The organism is Blastococcus sp. TF02-8, assembly GCF_003319175.1.
Taxonomy (GTDB): domain Bacteria; phylum Actinomycetota; class Actinomycetes; order Mycobacteriales; family Geodermatophilaceae; genus Blastococcus.
This window is the reverse complement of sequence record NZ_QOHK01000009.1, coordinates 49,391-64,845: the sequence shown is the minus strand read 5'-3', so window position 1 is coordinate 64,845 and position 15,455 is coordinate 49,391. Positions and strand designations below refer to the sequence as shown.

The 15,455-nt window shown below is 72.8% G+C and carries 13 protein-coding genes; 1 reads left to right on the top strand and 12 read right to left on the bottom strand.

The annotated features are described in order from the left end of the window. Positions 1–113 precede the first annotated feature (113 nt). Genes DQ237_RS16435 through DQ237_RS16415 form a run of 5 tightly spaced genes read right to left on the bottom strand, consistent with a single transcriptional unit; the run spans position 114 to position 5,980 of the window. Entirely contained in the window at positions 114–1,205 is a 1,092-nt protein-coding gene (locus DQ237_RS16435; RefSeq protein WP_113801218.1) for an alanine--glyoxylate aminotransferase family protein, read from the bottom strand. 9 nt (positions 1,206–1,214) lie between these two features. Next, positions 1,215–3,005, bottom strand: a complete 1,791-nt coding sequence (gene aspS / locus DQ237_RS16430; RefSeq protein ID WP_113801217.1) for an aspartate--tRNA ligase — start codon at positions 3,003–3,005, stop codon at positions 1,215–1,217. A gap of 45 nt (positions 3,006–3,050) precedes the next feature. Continuing rightward, the gene (locus tag DQ237_RS16425; protein ID WP_240619690.1) at positions 3,051–4,037 is read right to left on the bottom strand and encodes an aldo/keto reductase; all 987 of its coding nucleotides are present in this window, start codon (positions 4,035–4,037) and stop codon (positions 3,051–3,053) included. Beyond that, positions 4,034–5,287 carry a histidine--tRNA ligase gene (hisS, locus tag DQ237_RS16420; RefSeq protein WP_240619689.1) on the bottom strand — a complete coding sequence of 418 codons (1,254 nt, stop codon included), beginning with the start codon at positions 5,285–5,287 and terminating at the stop codon, positions 4,034–4,036. The genes DQ237_RS16425 and hisS overlap by 4 nt, the downstream gene beginning before the upstream one ends. A gap of 9 nt (positions 5,288–5,296) precedes the next feature. Further along, positions 5,297–5,980: an MBL fold metallo-hydrolase gene (locus DQ237_RS16415; RefSeq protein WP_113801214.1), complete on the bottom strand. Its 684-nt coding sequence runs from the start codon at positions 5,978–5,980 to the stop codon at positions 5,297–5,299. A gap of 113 nt (positions 5,981–6,093) precedes the next feature. Here DQ237_RS16415 and DQ237_RS16410 point away from each other — a divergent pair, with 113 nt between their 5' ends. Further along, entirely contained in the window at positions 6,094–6,933 is an 840-nt protein-coding gene (locus DQ237_RS16410) for a peptidylprolyl isomerase (protein WP_113801213.1), read from the top strand. A gap of 147 nt (positions 6,934–7,080) precedes the next feature. On the opposite strand, the gene DQ237_RS16405 is transcribed toward DQ237_RS16410, so the two are convergent. From DQ237_RS16405 to ruvB, 7 genes are all read right to left on the bottom strand, one after another. Further along, complete coding sequence (locus tag DQ237_RS16405; protein ID WP_147251841.1) at positions 7,081–7,659, bottom strand: hypothetical protein; 579 nt, start codon at positions 7,657–7,659, stop codon at positions 7,081–7,083. A gap of 121 nt (positions 7,660–7,780) precedes the next feature. After that, positions 7,781–10,210 (bottom strand): bifunctional (p)ppGpp synthetase/guanosine-3',5'-bis(diphosphate) 3'-pyrophosphohydrolase, encoded by a 2,430-nt coding sequence (locus tag DQ237_RS16400; protein ID WP_113801211.1) that lies wholly within the window; start codon positions 10,208–10,210, stop codon positions 7,781–7,783. Between the two features lie 109 nt (positions 10,211–10,319). After that, a complete protein-coding gene (locus DQ237_RS16395) occupies positions 10,320–10,904 on the bottom strand; it encodes an adenine phosphoribosyltransferase (protein ID WP_113801210.1) in 585 nt (194 codons plus the stop codon). Beyond that, positions 10,901–12,205, bottom strand: coding sequence for a protein translocase subunit SecF (gene secF, locus DQ237_RS16390; protein ID WP_113801209.1), 1,305 nt, complete (start codon positions 12,203–12,205; stop codon positions 10,901–10,903). Before secF ends, DQ237_RS16395 begins: the two co-directional genes overlap by 4 nt. Then, positions 12,202–13,857, bottom strand: a complete 1,656-nt coding sequence (gene secD, locus DQ237_RS16385; protein WP_113801208.1) for a protein translocase subunit SecD — start codon at positions 13,855–13,857, stop codon at positions 12,202–12,204. Before secD ends, secF begins: the two co-directional genes overlap by 4 nt. A 17-nt stretch (positions 13,858–13,874) precedes the next feature. Beyond that, on the bottom strand, positions 13,875–14,189 hold the full coding sequence (gene yajC, locus DQ237_RS16380) for a preprotein translocase subunit YajC (protein ID WP_240619688.1): 315 nt from the start codon (positions 14,187–14,189) through the stop codon (positions 13,875–13,877). Positions 14,190–14,337: 148 nt separating this feature from the next. Next, complete coding sequence (gene ruvB, locus DQ237_RS16375; protein ID WP_369832228.1) at positions 14,338–15,396, bottom strand: Holliday junction branch migration DNA helicase RuvB; 1,059 nt, start codon at positions 15,394–15,396, stop codon at positions 14,338–14,340. Positions 15,397–15,455: the final 59 nt, after the last annotated feature.

Here is a 15,455-nt window from a genome sequence, read left to right as displayed (position 1 = left end):
TGCCCGAGCCCTGCGGCCGCCGGGATGACCGATCCGTCCACCGCCCGGTCAGGAGTACGCCACCCCGGCACTGGCGGCGGAGGGATACCGTCGGGCCGGAGCGATCCGTGCGCTCAGCGGCCGAGGACGTCCTCCAGCGCGCCGAGCACCAGCGCCACCTTCGCCGGCGAGGCGTTCGGTCCCATCAGGCCGATCCGCCACACCGTCGAGGCGTAGGCGCCCGCTCCCGCCCCGAGCTCCAGGTCGAAGCGCTCCAGCAGCTCCGTGCGCACGGCCGCGGAGTCGACACCCTCGGGGACCTTCACCGTGGTCAGCTCCGGCAGCCGCGAGCCCTCCGCGGCGAAGAGCTCCAGTCCCATCGCCTGCAGGCCCTCGTGCAGCAGCCGGCCGGCCTCGGCGTGCCGGGCGTGCACGGCGTCGAGGCCCTCCTCGAGGATCCGGCCGAGCCCGGCGTGCAGTGACACGACCATCCCGGTCGGCGCGGTGTGGTGGTAGGTACGGCCACCCGACCCGGCCGCCTCACCCGCGTACCCGCCGAGCATGCCCAGGTCGAGGTACCAGCTCTGCGGCTTCTCGATCCGGCGCTCCCAGGCGCGGTCGGAGATGGTGAACGGCGCCAGTCCCGGCGGGACGCCGAGGCACTTCTGCGAGCCCGAGTAGGCGAGGTCCACGCCCCAGTCGTCGAGCCGCACCGGGATGCCACCCAGCGAGGTCACGCAGTCGGCGAGCAGCAGGGCGTCACCCTTGCCGGCGGCCAGCGGCTCCAGGTCCGACCGCACGCCGGTGGAGGTCTCCGCGTGCACGGCGGCGATCAGCTTCGGCGACGGGTGCGCGGCCAGGACCCGCTCGGCGTCGACCGGCTCGCCCCACTCGTGCTCGACGGCGACCACCTCGGCACCGCACCGGGCGGCGACATCGGTCATCCGCTGCCCGAACAGCCCGTTCACCGCGACGACGACGACGTCGCCCGGACCGACGGTGTTGACGAACGCCGCCTCCATGCCCGCGGAGCCCGTGGCCGACAGCGGCAGGGTGCGCCGGTTCGCCGTCCCGAACACCTGGCGCAGCCGGTCGGAGGTCTCGTCCAGCACCTGCAGGAAGAGCGGGTCGAGGTGCCCGAGCAGCGGGAGGCCGAGCGCGGCGGTGGCCTCCGGGTAGGGGTTCGACGGGCCGGGACCGAGCAGGGTGCGGGCACGCAACGGCATGCCCGCACCCTACGAGCCGGGCTGGCCCTTCGTCGGGTCGGAGGCGCCGGGGGCACCCGGCTCGCCCGGGAGTGCCGGCTCCTCGGGCGTGGCGTCGATGCCCGCTTCCTTGCGCTGCGCCTCGGTGATCGGCGTCGGTGCGCCGGTCAGCGGGTCGAATCCCGCGCCGGTCTTCGGGAAGGCGATGACCTCGCGGATCGACTCGACACCGCTCAGCAGCGCCGAGAGCCGGTCCCAGCCGAGCGCGGCGCCCGCGTGCGGCGGCGGCCCGTAGGCGAAGGCCTCGAGGAAGAAGCCGAACCGCTCGCGGGCCTCCTCGCGCGACATGCCGAGGGTCTCGAACACGCGTTCCTGCAGGTCGGCGTCGTGGATGCGCACCGAGCCGCTCATGACCTCGTTGCCGTTGATCACCATGTCGTAGGCGTCGGACAGCGCCGCACCCTTGTCCTCGGCGAACCGCTCCCGCCACTCGGGGGTGGGCGAGGTGAAGGGGTGGTGCATGAAGGTCCAGTCGCCGTCCTCGGTCTCCTCGAACATCGGGAAGTCGACGACGAAGAGGAAGGACCAGGAGCCGGGCTCGATGAGGTCGAGCCGCTTGGCGATCTCGTTGCGGGCGGCGCCCAGCAGTTCCTGCGCCGACCGCCGGGGCCCGGCGGCGAAGAAGATGCAGTCGCCCGGCGCGGCACCCACGGCCTCGACCAGGCCCTCCCGCTCGGCGTCGGAGATGTTCTTGGAGACCGGACCGCCGAGCGTGCCGTCCTCGGCGATGGTCACGTAGGCCAGGCCCTTGGCGCCGCGCGACTTCGCCCAGTCCTGCCAGGCGTCGAACGCGCGCCGCGGCTGCGAGCCACCCCCGGGCATGACGACGGCGCCGACGTAGGGCGACTGGAACACCCGGAACGGGGTGTTCGCGAAGTACTCGGTGAGCTCGGTCAGCTCGATGCCGAAGCGCAGGTCGGGCTTGTCGGAGCCGAAGCGGTCCATCGCCTCGCGGTAGGTCATCCGCGGGATCTCGGGCACCTCGTAGGAGGCCAGCTCCCGCCACAACGCACGGACGACGTCCTCGGCGATCGCGAGCACGTCGTCGCGCTCGACGAAGCTCATCTCGAAGTCCAGCTGGGTGAACTCCGGCTGCCGGTCGGCCCGGAAGTCCTCGTCCCGGAAGCAGCGCGCGATCTGGTAGTAGCGCTCCAGGCCGCCGATCATCAGCAGCTGCTTGAACAGCTGCGGTGACTGCGGCAGCGCGTACCACTTGCCCTGCTGCAGGCGGACCGGCACCAGGAAGTCGCGCGCACCCTCGGGGGTCGAGCGGGTCAGCGACGGCGTCTCGACCTCGGTGAACCCGTGCCCGGCCATCACACCGCGGGCGATCCGGCTGATCTCCGACCGCAGCCGGATCGCCTTCGCCGGCCCCTGCCGGCGCAGGTCCAGGTAGCGGTACTTGTAGCGGACGTCGTCGCTCGCCGCCTGGTCGGTCTCGATCGGGAAGGGCAGGGGCGCCGACGCGGACAGCACGCGGAGCTCCGTCGTCGCCACCTCGATCTCGCCGGTCGGCAGCTCCGGGTTCTCGTTGCCCGCCGGGCGGGTGCGCACCTCACCGGTGACGAGCACGCAGTACTCGTTGCGCAGGTGGTGGGCCTCCTCCTCGCGGACGACGACCTGCACGTACCCGGAGGCGTCGCGCAGGTCGAGGAAGACCACGCCGCCGTGGTCGCGGCGGCGGGCGACCCAGCCGGCGAGGGTGACGGTGGTACCGGCGTCGGACGCGCGGAGGGCGCCGGCGTCGTGGGTGCGAAGCAACTGAGGAGCCTTTCAGAGGGCGGCGGGGTGTGGGCCGGAAGACGGTTACCAGCGGTCGTGCACGTGGGCGCGGATGCGCTCGTCGTACAGCCGCTCGAGGTCGGAGAGCTGGGAGTCGGTGAGCGGCGGCAGCGAGGCGGCGGCGACGTTGCCCCGCACCTGCTCGACGTTGCGAGCGCCCGGGATGACGGTGGTGACCCCGGGCTGGTCGATCGCCCAGCGCAGCGCGAACGCCGCGGTGGAGACGTCGCCGGCGACGGCGGCGACCTCGCGGGCGGCCTCGACTCCCACCTCGAACGGCACCCCGGCGAAGGTCTCGCCGACGTCGAAGGCCTCGCCGTTGCGGTTGAAGTTCCGGTGGTCGTCGGCGGGGAACGTCGTCGACTCGTCGTACGTGCCGGTGAGGAGGCCGCTGGCGAGGGGCACGCGGGCCAGGATGCCGACGCCGGCGCGCTGCGCGGCGGGCAGCAGCTCCTCCAGCGGCTTGCGCCGGAAGATGTTGAGGATGACCTGGATGGTGGCCACACCCGGGTGCTCGAGCGCCGTGAGCCCCTCCTGCACGGTCTCGACGCTCACGCCGTAGGCGGCGATGGCGCCGTCGGCGACGAACGAGTCGAGCGCGTCGTACACCCGCTGGTCGGAGTAGACCGCCGGCGGCGGGCAGTGCAGCTGCACCAGGTCGAGGGTGTCGACGCCGAGGTTGCGACGGGACCGGTCGATCCAGGCGCGCAGGTTCTCGGGCGTGTACTGCTCGGCCTCGAACGGGTCGGCGCGGCGGCCGGCCTTGGTGGCCACGAACGGACGCTCGGCTCGCGGTGCGAGGGCCTTGCGGATCCGCTCCTCCGAGCGGCCGTCGCCGTAGACGTCGGCGGTGTCCACCAGGGTGACGCCGGCGTCGAGGGCGGCGTCGAGGACGTCGGCGGCGTCGTCCTCGGAGACGTCGCCCCAGTCACCGCCCAGCTGCCACGTGCCCAGACCGATCACGCTGACGTCGGCGCCGGTGCGCCCCAGCGGCCGCTGCTCCATGCTCATCCCCCCACGCTTTCACGAAGACGCTCGAACAGCTCCCCGACCGGCACCGCGACCTGCTCGCCGGTGCGCAGGTCCTTGACCTGCCCCACTCCCTCGGCCAGGTCCCGCTCGCCGATGACGACGACGTGCGAGGCGCCCGAGCGGTCGGCGGCCTTCATGGAGCCCTTGAGGCCACGGTCCCCGTAGACGGTGTCGGCGGCCACCCCGGCCTGGCGCAGCTGCCCCACGAGCCGGACGGCGAGCCGCTTGGCCTCCGCCCCCAGCGGGACGACGAACGCCTGCACCCCGGGGGTCGCGCCGACGTCGAGCCCCTCGGCCTGCACCGCGAGCATCGTGCGGTCCACGCCGACCGCGTAGCCGATGCCCGACAGGTCCGGGCCGCCGAGCGCCGCGGACAGGCCGTCGTAGCGCCCGCCGCCGCCGATGGCTGACTGCGCCCCGAGGCCGTGGTGCACGAACTCGAACGTCGTCTTCGTGTAGTAGTCCAGCCCGCGCACCAGCCGCGGCGCCTCGGTCCAGCTGACGCCGAGGTCGGTGAGGTGCTGGCGGACGGCGTCGTAGTGCGCCTTGGTCGAGTCCGACAGGTGGTCGACCATCAGCGGGGCGTCGCCCAGCTGGGCCTGCACCTCGGGCCGCTTGTCGTCGAGCACCCGCAGCGGGTTGATCTCGGCGCGGCGGCGGGTCTCCTCGTCGAGGTCCAGCTTCGCGAGGAATGCCACGAGCAGCTCGCGGTACTGCGGCCGGCAGGTCTCGTCACCGAGCGAGGTGAGCAGCAGCTCGAAGTCGGTGAGCCCGAGGTCGCGGAAGCCCTGCACGCCCAGTGCCACGACCTCGGCGTCCAGCGCCGGGTCGTCGGTGCCCAGCGCCTCGCAGTCGACCTGGGTGAAGTGCCGGTAGCGACCGGCCTGCGGCCGCTCGTAGCGGAACGCCGAGCCGACGCTCCACAGCTTCACCGGCAGCGCGCCGTCGTGCAGGCGGTGCTCGATGAAGGCGCGCATGAGCCCGGCGGTGAGCTCCGGGCGCAGCGTCAGCGAGCGGCCACCGCGGTCGGAGAAGGTGTACATCTCCTTGGTCACGACGTCGGTGGACTCACCGACCCCGCGGGAGAAGACTGCGGTGTCCTCGAACACCGGGGTCTCGACGTAGCCGTACCCCGCCCGGCGCAGCGGCGCGGTCAGCGTGTCGCGGACGGCGAGGAACCGCGCGGAGTCCGGCGGCAGCGTGTCGAACGTGCCCTTGGGGGCGGTCATGCCGGACATCTAGAGACCACGGCCCTTCGGTGCGGAGGCCGCCTCGGCCAGGTACGGGTTGGTGGCGCGCTCGCGGCCGATCGTCGTCGCCGGGCCGTGTCCGGGGAGCACCACCGTCTCGTCGTCCAGCGGCAGCACGACGTCCCGCAGGGAGCGGAGCATGTCGTCCCAGGACCCGCCCGGCAGGTCGACCCGGCCCACGGAGCCGGCGAACAGCACGTCACCGGCGAGGAGCCCTGGGGCCTCTCCGAGGTCCAGGGAGAACACCACCGACCCCTGCGTGTGCCCGGGCGCGTGCCGGACGGTGAGCTCGACGCCGGCCAGGGACAGGACGGCGCCGTCGTCCAGCGCCTTCACGTCGGACGGGTCGGGCAGCCGGACGCCGGTGATCAGCGGGGCCAGCTGCGGGCCGTGCCACCGGGCCGGGTCGCTGAGCATCCCGGAGTCCTGGGGGTGCAGGTAGGCCGGGATGTCGTAGCCGTCGCAGACAGGCAGCACGGAGAAGGTGTGGTCCAGGTGGCCGTGGGTGAGCACCACCGCGACCGGCTTGAGGCCGTCCGCGGCCAGCATCTGCGCCAGGGGCTCCACGGCGTCCATGCCGGGGTCGACGACGACGCACTCCTGCCCCGGCCCGGAGGCGACGGCGTAGCAGTTGGTGCCGAACGCGCCGGCGGGGAACGAGCGGATGAGCACCCGTGCAGGTTACGCGGGTGCGCCGACGCCCCCCGTGCTGCCAGGGAACGCCCAGTGCCGCCACCTAGACTCGCTCCCCGACCAGCGCATCCGCCCGTCGAGGAGTCGCACCCGTGCCCACGAACAAGCAGCGGCGTCAGGCCGCGCAGCGCCACCTGCAGCGCCAGCTGGAGCGCCGCGCCGAGCTGGCGAAGAAGCGCCGCCGCAACCTGGGCCTGCTCCTGACGGCGCTGGCCGTGATCGTGGTCGTCGGTGCCGCCCTGCTGATCACCGGTGTCCTCGGCGGCGACGACGACGAGAAGGAGGACCAGGCCGCGGGCTCGTCGACGCCGGCTGCCACCTCCTCCGCCGCGCGCACCACCAACCCCGACGGCACGGTCAGCTGCGACTACCTGCCCGACGACAGCGGCAACCCGAACCTCAAGGACGTCGGCACGCCGCCCACCCCCGAGGCCACCCCGACCCAGGGCACCGCCACGGTGCGGATGACCACCGACCAGGGCGACCTGACCCTGACCCTCGACCGGGCCAAGGCGCCGTGTGCCGCGGCCAGCTTCGTGTACCTGACCGACCAGGGCTTCTACGACAACACCCCGTGCCACCGCCTCGTGACGCAGGAGCAGTTCGGGCTGCTGCAGTGCGGCGACCCGACCGGCACCGGCTCGGGCGGCCCGTCGTACAAGTACGCCGAGGAGGTCACGCAGGACACGACCTACCCGCGCGGGACGATCGCCATGGCGAAGACGCAGGCACCCAACTCGACCGGGAGCCAGTTCTTCCTCTGCTTCACCGACGTGACGCTGCCCCCGCAGTACACCGTGGTGGGCACCATCGACGAGGCCGGCCTCGCCGTGCTCGACAAGGTCGGTGCGGGCGGGGTCCAGGGCAGCGACGGCCCCGGCGACGGCACGCCGAACATCCCGGTGACCATCAAGGACATGGCCGTCGTCTGACGTAGCCCACCCCGAACGCCGAGAGCGCCGGTGCCCAGGCGGGTACCGGCGCTCTTGTCGTTCCTGAGGCGCCCTCCTCGCCGTCGGCACGCGGACCTCGCGCTCGAGTGCGAGGTCCGTGTGCCGCAGGTGAGGTCGATCGGCCCGTCAGCCGCCGAAGGCGGGATCCGTCATCTCCAGGAACACCCCGGCCAGGCAGAAAGAGGTGAAGGCCCCGATCAGGAGGAGCCAGGTCCACCAGGCCAGCCGAACCGGGAGCGGGTCGGGCTGACGGCCGGGAAGGGGTGCCGCCGAGGCCGGGGAGCCGGTGTCGAGCGCGAGCCACCTGTTGAGCTCGGCGCACTCCGCCACCCCGACGCCGTCCCCGTCCAGCTTCGTGTTGGTGAAGGCACCGCAGTAGCGCACCCGGCCGTCGACCAGCACGATCCGCAGGGAGGCTCGTCGGAACGCCTTCCCGTACGGGACCGGCGGGTCGAACCGTGCGACCTCCGCCGCGGCGAGACGGCGGGTCGTGCAGAGACCACGAACGACCACCCGGCCCGGCGTCACGACGATCCCCCTCCGGAGGACTCGGACGGCCGCCACCAGCGTGCCGGCGACGACGGTTCCGGCGATGGCCGCCGCCAGCTGGTGATTCCCCACGACGAACTCGCTCGTCGGACCGATGGCCAGCACGACGCCGAAGAACAGCAACAGCACGGCGTGCGCGGTCCGCATCCGCCTCATGTAGACCCGACGGTCCCCGCCCCGCGTCACGCGCAGCGCCGGAGACGATCTCTCGGGCTCGGGCGCGCTCACGATTCCGGTATCGGCAGCCGAGCGGACGGCGGGGAGCCCGGGGCGGTCGTCAGGCGGTGACGCGCTCCACGTCGAAGACGCCGTCGACGTTGCGCACCGTCTGCAGCACCGCGCCCAGGTGCGCGGGGTCGGCCAGCTCGAAGGTGAACCGGCTGATCGCCACGCGGTCGCGGCTGGTCTGGACCGACGCCGAGAGGATGTTGACCCGCTCGTCGGCCAGCGCCTTGGTGACGTCGGACAGCAGCCGGTGCCGGTCCAGCGCCTCGACCTGGATGGCGACCAGGAACATCGCGCCGGGTTGGCTGCCCCACTCGACCTCGACCAGCCGCTCGGGCTTGCTCTGCAGGTCCGCCGCGTTGGTGCAGTCGGTGCGGTGCACGCTCACCCCGCCCCCGCGGGTGACGAACCCGAGGATCGAGTCCCCCGGCACCGGGGTGCAGCACTTGGCGAGCTTGGCCCACACGTCGGTCATCCCGTGGACGACGACGCCCGGGTCGCCGCTGGCACCACGCCGCGGGGTCGGCCGGCGGGTCGGGATCGCCGTCTCGGCGATGTCCTCGGTCGCGCCCTCGCTGCCGCCGAGGGCCACCATGAGCTTCTCGACCACCGAGGCGGCCGAGAGCTGGTTCTCCCCCACCGCCGCGTACAGGGCCGTGACGTCGGCGAACCGCAGGTCCTTGGCCAGGGTGGACAGCGCCTCGCCGCCCAGCAGCCGCTGCAGGGGCAGACCGGCCTTGCGCATCGCGCGGGTCAGGGCCTCCTTGCCGGCCTCGACCGCGTCCTCCCGGCGTTCCTTGGTGAACCACTGCCGGATCTTGGTGCGCGCCCGGGACGATCCGACGAACGTCAGCCAGTCCTTCGACGGCCCGGCGGTGGGCGACTTGGAGGTGAAGATCTCGACGACGTCACCGTTGGAGAGCTTGCTGTCCAGCGAGACCAGCGAGCCGTTCACCCGCGCGCCGATGGTCCGGTAGCCGACCTCGGTGTGCACCGCGAAGGCGAAGTCCACCGGCGTCGACTCGCCGGGCAGGCTGACCACGTCGCCCTTCGGCGTGAAGACGAAGACCTCCTGCGGGCCCAGGTCGTAGCGCAGGGTCTCGAGGAACTCGCCGGGCTCCTGGGCCTCGCGCTGCCAGTCCAGCAGCTGGCGCAGCCACAGCATGTCGTCGGCCGACCCCGCCTTGGCCGCCGGGGCACCGAACTCACCGGCGCTGGGCTTCCCTCCGGCGCGCGCCTTCTCCTTGTACTTCCAGTGCGCCGCGATGCCGAACTCCGCGGTGCGGTGCATGTCGTGCGTGCGGATCTGCAGCTCGACCGGCTTGCCCTGCGGACCGATCACGGTCGTGTGCAGCGACTGGTACATGTTGAACTTCGGCATCGCCACGAAGTCCTTGAAGCGGCCCGGCACCGGCTGCCAGTGCGCGTGCATGATGCCCAGCGCCGCGTAGCAGTCGCGCACCGAGTCGACCAGGATGCGGATGCCGACGAGGTCCCAGATGTCGGTGAAGTCGCGGCCGCGCACGATCATCTTCTGGTAGATCGAGTAGTAGTGCTTGGGCCGGCCGGTGACGACCGCCTCGATCTTCGCTGCCTTGAGCTGCTCGGTCACCTGCGAGGTGACCTCCGCGATGAACGTGTCGCGTGAAGGCGCCCGCTCGGCGACCAGGCGGACGATCTCGTCGTAGCGCTTGGGGTACAGCGTGGCGAACGCGAGGTCCTCGAGCTCCCACTTGATCGTGTTCATACCCAGCCGGTGCGCCAGCGGGGCGAGGATCTCCAGCGTCTCGCGCGCCTTCTTCTCCTGCTTCTCCGGCGGGAGGAAGCGCAGCGTGCGCATGTTGTGCAGCCGGTCGGCCAGCTTGATGACCAGCACCCGGGGGTCGCGGGCCATCGCGACGATCATCTTGCGGATCGTCTCGGCCTGGGCCGCATCCCCCAGCTTCACCTTGTCGATCTTGGTGACGCCGTCGACCAGGTGCGCCACCTCCGAGCCGAAGTCGGTGGTGATCGTCTCCAGGGTGACGCCGGTGTCCTCGACGGTGTCGTGCAGCAGGGCCGCGATGAGCGTCGTGGTGTCCATCCCGAGCCCGGCCAGGACGGTGGCGACGGCGAGCGGATGGGTGATGTAGGGGTCGCCGCTCTTGCGCTTCTGGCTGCTGTGCGCGGCCTCGGCGACGTCGTAGGCCCGCTGCAGGAGGGCCAGGTCGGCCTTCGGGTGGCTCTGCCGGTGCAGCGCGGCCAGCGGCTCGAGCACCGGCCGCACCAGGCTGGTGCGCTGCCCGGCGACGATGCGGCGGGCCAGCCGGTCGCGCACCCTCCGGCGCGGCGCCTCGGACTCCGGGTCGACCGGCTCGGACCCGACGTCGTCGGGCCGGCGGACCACCGGGCGCTCCGGCAGGGGGCTGCGGACCGGGAGGACCTCCTCGGCGGGCGATCCGGGCCGCGCGGGAGCCGCGTCTGCGGCTACTTCGGAGGCCACGGTTGCTCCCACGGGATCGAGGAGGGGGGACCCTCCCCATGCTAGCGGGACGGCGCGGACTGCCGCCGTGTGCGGCGAGCGCGTCTCACCCGGGCAGGCGAGGGGGAGCTCAGGTGATCCAGAGGGCGTGCACGGTGTGCGGCGCCAGGCGGTCGCGGCCACCCAGTGCAGCCAGCTCCACGACCACCGCCACCGCCGTGACGACCCCGCCGAGCTGCTCGATGAGGGCCACGGTCGCCGCGAGCGTGCCACCGGTGGCCAGCACGTCGTCGACGACCAGCACGCGCTGGCCGGGGCGGATCGAGTCGGAGTGCAGCTCGAGGGTCGCGGTGCCGTACTCCAGGTCGTAGTCGGCGGAGATCCGCTCGCGGGGCAGCTTGCCGGCCTTGCGCACCGGGACCACGCCGACGCCGGCCTGCAACGCCACACCCGCGGCCAGCAGGAACCCTCGGGCCTCCACCCCGACGACGACGTCGAAGGACCGCTCCCCCGGACGCGACTCGGCCAGCGCTGCCGCCCGCGGGTCGGAACCCTCCGGCGTGGCGAGGCCGTCGATCACCCGCCGGAAGGCGGGGCCGTCGGCGAAGACCGGTGTCAGGTCCCGGAAGAGAACGCCGGGCTCCGGGTGGTCCGGGATGTCGACGGTCAGCCCGGCGATCACCTCGTCCAGCGGAGGGAGCGCCTGCGGGGTCACCGCCGGCGCTTGCCGGGTCGCTGCTGCGGTCGCGCGCCGGGCCGCGGCGCGGCGGTCGCACCGTGCGGGCGGTCCGGGCGCACCGTGGCCGGCGACTCGACGACCACGTCGGCGTCCACCGTCTCCGGCAGCTCTGCGACCGCGACTCCCCCGCCGCCGCGACGGCGTCGAGCACTGGCGACCGGGCCGGTCGGAGCGCCGCCGCTGCGGGCAGCCGACGCACGGCGGGCGAGCACCCGCCGGCGCAGCGCCACCTGGGCCGGCTCGCGCTCCTTGAGGTCGGCGACGATCGGCGTGGCCAGGAAGATCGACGAGTACGTGCCGGCGGCCAGACCCACGAACAGGACCAGCGCGAGGTCCTTGAGGGTGCCGACCCCGAGCAGGCCGGCGCCCACGAAGAGCAGGCCCGCGACCGGCAGCAGCGCGATCACCGACGTGTTGATCGAGCGCATCAGCGTCTGGTTCACCGCCAGGTTCGCCGCCTCACCCCAGGTCAGACGGGCGCTGCGGTCGAGGTCCTTGACGTTCTCGTCCACCTTGTCGAACACGACGACGGTGTCGTACAGCGAGAACCCGAGGATGGTGAGGAAGCCGATGACGGTCGACGGCGTGACCTCGAACCCGATCAGCGAGTACACGCCGGCGGTGACGACGATGTCGTGCACGAGGGCCGCGATCGCCCCGATCGCCATCTTCGGCTGGAAGCGCACGGCCAGGAACAGGATGACCGCGACCAGGAAGACCACGAGGGCCACCAGGGCCTGGTCGGTGATGTCCCGGCCCCATTCGGCGCTCACCGACTCCGGGCTCACCTCGTCCGGGGCGATGCCCGCGGCGTCGGCGAGGCCCTGCACGACGGCGCGCTCGCCGTCGTTGTCCAGCTGCTCGGTGCGGATCAGCAGCGTGTTGCCGCCGACCACCTGGGCGCTCGCCACCTCTGCGCCGGCCTTCTCGGCCGCCGCCCGGGCGTCGGCGAGCTGGGACTCCGAGCCCGGCAGGCGGAAGCTGTTGCCACCCTCGAAGTCGATGCCGAAGTTGAAGCCGCGGAACAGCATCGAGGCGATGCAGAGGATCACGACGACGGCGGTGATCCGGTAGATGAGCGTGCTGCGCCCGACGACGTCGAGCCCCGCCTCACCGTTGTAGAGGCGGTGGCTCAGCCGGCCGCGCCGCTCGGATCCGCCGGCCGTCGCGGCCTCGGCGTCGCCACCGGGGTCCTGGGGAAGACCGGCGTCGGCCAGGGCCTCCTCGCCGGCGCCCACCGGGGACTCCTCCGTGCTCTGGTCGGTCGGGCGGGTCATGAGGTGCTCCTGTCCGTGCGACCGGCACCGGCAGCGGCACCGGCGAGCGCCCGCCCGCGGGCCGGCGCAGCGGCCCGGCGGGTGTGCTCGACCCGGCCGAGCCCGGAGAACCGGTTGGTGCCGAAGGACTTGATCCGGGCGAGGACCGCCATCAGCGGGTGGGTGAAGAGGAAGACGACGACCAGGTCGAGGACCGTGGACATGCCCAGGGTGAACGCGAAGCCCTTCACGTCACCGATGGCCAGCAGGTAGAGGATCGCCGCGGCGAGGAAGCTGACCGCGTCGGCCGAGAGGATCGTGCGCCGGGCACGGACCCAGGCGCGGGGCACCGCCGAGCGCAGCGACCGACCCTCGCGGATCTCGTCCTTGAGTCGTTCGAAGTAGACGACGAACGAGTCGGCCGTGATGCCGATCGAGACGATGAACCCGGCGATCCCGGCGAGGCTCAGGGTGAAACCGATCTCCCGGCCCAGGAGCACGAGGCAGCCGTAGACCACCACGGCCGACAGCCCGAGGCTGGCGATCATGACCAGGCCGAGGAGGCGGTAGTAGAGCAGCGCGTAGACGAACACCAGGGCGATGCCGATGGCCCCGGCGATCAGCCCCGCCTGCAACTGCTCCTCCCCCAGCTCGGTGGAGATCGACTGGGCCGTCGCCTGGGTGAAGGTCAGCGGCAGCGCGCCGTACTTCAGCTGGTTGGCCAGCTCGGTCGCCGACTCCTGGTCGAAGGAACCCTGGATCGTGGTCTGCCCGTTGATGGCGCCCTGGATGGTGGGTGCGGAGATGACCCGGCCGTCGAGGGTGAACGCCACGTTCTTGCCGACGTTGTCCGCGGTGTACTTCGCCCAGGTGTCGCGACCGCCGGACTTGAAGTCCAGCAGGACGATCCAGCTGCCGTCGGTGGGGTCCGTGGCGGCACCGGCGTCGTCGATCTCGGTGCCCTCGATGATCGTGGGGCCGAGCAGGTACTTGGCGGTGCCGTCCTCGTTGCAGGAGGCGACGTAGTCCTCGGGCCGCGAGGTCTCCCCCGTGACGTTCTCCTTGTCGCAGGTCAGCGTCGCGTAGGCCGCCTGCGCCTGCTCCTGCGTGACCGGGGGCGCGTCCGGGTCCGGCAGCGCCGGGTCGGCGACCGCGCCGTCGCTCGGCCGGGCGGCGTCCGTCGGCTGGGCGGCGTCCGTCGGCTGGGCGGCGTCCGTCGGCTGGGCGGCGTCCGTCGGCTGGGCGGCGTCGGTCGGCTGGGCGGCGTCGGGGGCGGGCGTCTCCTCGGCCGGCGCGGCCGGCTCCGGCCCGGTGACCACCGGGCGGAAGCGCAGCTGGGCGGTGGCGCCGAGCTCGCGCGCCTGCTCGCCGTCGTCGCCGGGCACGGAGATGACGATGTTGGAGTCGCCCTCGGTGACCACCTCGGCCTCGGCCACGCCGAGACCGTTGACCCGCTGCTCGATGATCTGCCGGGCCAGCTCCAGGTCCTCCTGGGCGGGGGCCTTGCCGTCAGGTGTGCGCGCGGTCAGCGTGACCGTGGTGCCGCCGCGGAGGTCGAGCCCCAGCTGCGGTGTACGGGTGTCGCCGACGAAGAAGATGAGCCCGTAGATCAGGGCGATGATCGCGACGAGCGCGGCGAAGTACCCCCGCGCCCGGGCCGGTCGGTTGGCCACGGACGTGCTCCTCCTGCTCAGACGGTGCCGTCGGCCGGGTGGGCCGGGCTGTCGTCGACGACCACCGGCTCGGCCGGGGTGCGCACCTCGAGGATCGCCTGCCGCACGAAGGTGACGACGACGCCGGGGGCGATCTCCAGGTCGACGGTCTTCTCGCCGAGGGCGGCGACCGTTCCGTGCAGCCCGCTCGTGGTCAGCACCGGGGTACCGATCTCGAGGGCGGCCTGCATCGCGGCGGCCTGCTCCTGCATGCGGCGGCGCTGGCGCGCGGGCAGCACGATGAGCACCACGAGCATGACGGCCAGGAGGATGAACGGGAAGAACTGCTCCACGACAGGTGTGCCTCTCTACCGCGTCGGGCGCCCGCGGTGGGTGCGGTCCGGATGAGGATCCGCTCGGGTTCGTCGGCACCGGCACGCGCGGCGACCAGACGCGACGCGCACGTCCGGCCTGCGAGTTGCGCGCCAGCGGCTCGTGAGTCTAGGCGTCGAAGAGGGCTTCTGACGACGCCCCCGATACCTGTGGGTCAGCTGTGACCCGACCGAGGGGGATGCCGCCCCGCGGCAGGGGCTGACCGAGGTGCTGCCAGGCCGCCTCCGTGGCGACCCGTCCGCGGGGTGTGCGCGCCAGGAGACCGGCCCGGACGAGGAACGGCTCGCACACCTCCTCCACGGTGTGCGGCTCCTCCCCCACGGCCACCGCGAGGGTCGCGACGCCGACCGGGCCCCCGCCGAACTTCACGACCAGCGCCTCGAGGACCGCGCGGTCGAGCCGGTCCAGGCCCAGGTGGTCGACGTCGTAGAGCGCCAGCGCGGCCTCGGCCACCTCGCGGGTGACCCGGCCGTCGGCCTCGACCTCGGCGTAGTCGCGGACGCGCCGCAGCAGCCGGTTGGCGATGCGGGGTGTGCCACGGGAGCGGCCGGCGATCTCCGCCGACCCCTCGGCGGTGAGCTCGACACCGAGCAGGTCCGCGCTGCGGGCCAGCACCTGCTGCAGCTCGGCGGGCTCGTAGAACTCCATCTGGCCGACGAAGCCGAACCGGTCGCGCAGCGGCCCGGTCAGCAGACCGGCCCGGGTGGTCGCGCCGACGAGGGTGAAGGGGTTGATCTCCAGCGGGATGGCCGTGGCGCCCGGTCCCTTGCCGACGACGACGTCGACCCGGAAGTCCTCCATCGCCATGTAGAGCAGTTCCTCGGCGGGACGGGCGATGCGGTGGATCTCGTCGATGAAGAGGACGTCGCCGGGCGCGAGGTTGGACAGCATCGCGGCCAGGTCGCCCGACCGCTCGATGGCCGGTCCGCTGGTGATCTTCACCGAGGTGCCGAGCTCCGAGCCGATGATGAGCGCGAGGCTGGTCTTGCCCAGCCCGGGAGGGCCGGAGAGCAGCACGTGGTCCGGGGTCCGACCGCGGCGCTTCGCGCCCTCGAGCACGAGCGCGAGCTGGCGGGCCACCTTGGGCTGGCCGATGAAGTCGTGCAGCGAGTGCGGCCGCAGGGCCGACTCGACCACCCGCTCCTCGTCACCGGCCTGCGGGGACACCGCCCAGTCCTGTCCGTCGCCGACGGCCAGCTCACCGGTCAGCGACCGGTCGAACGGCG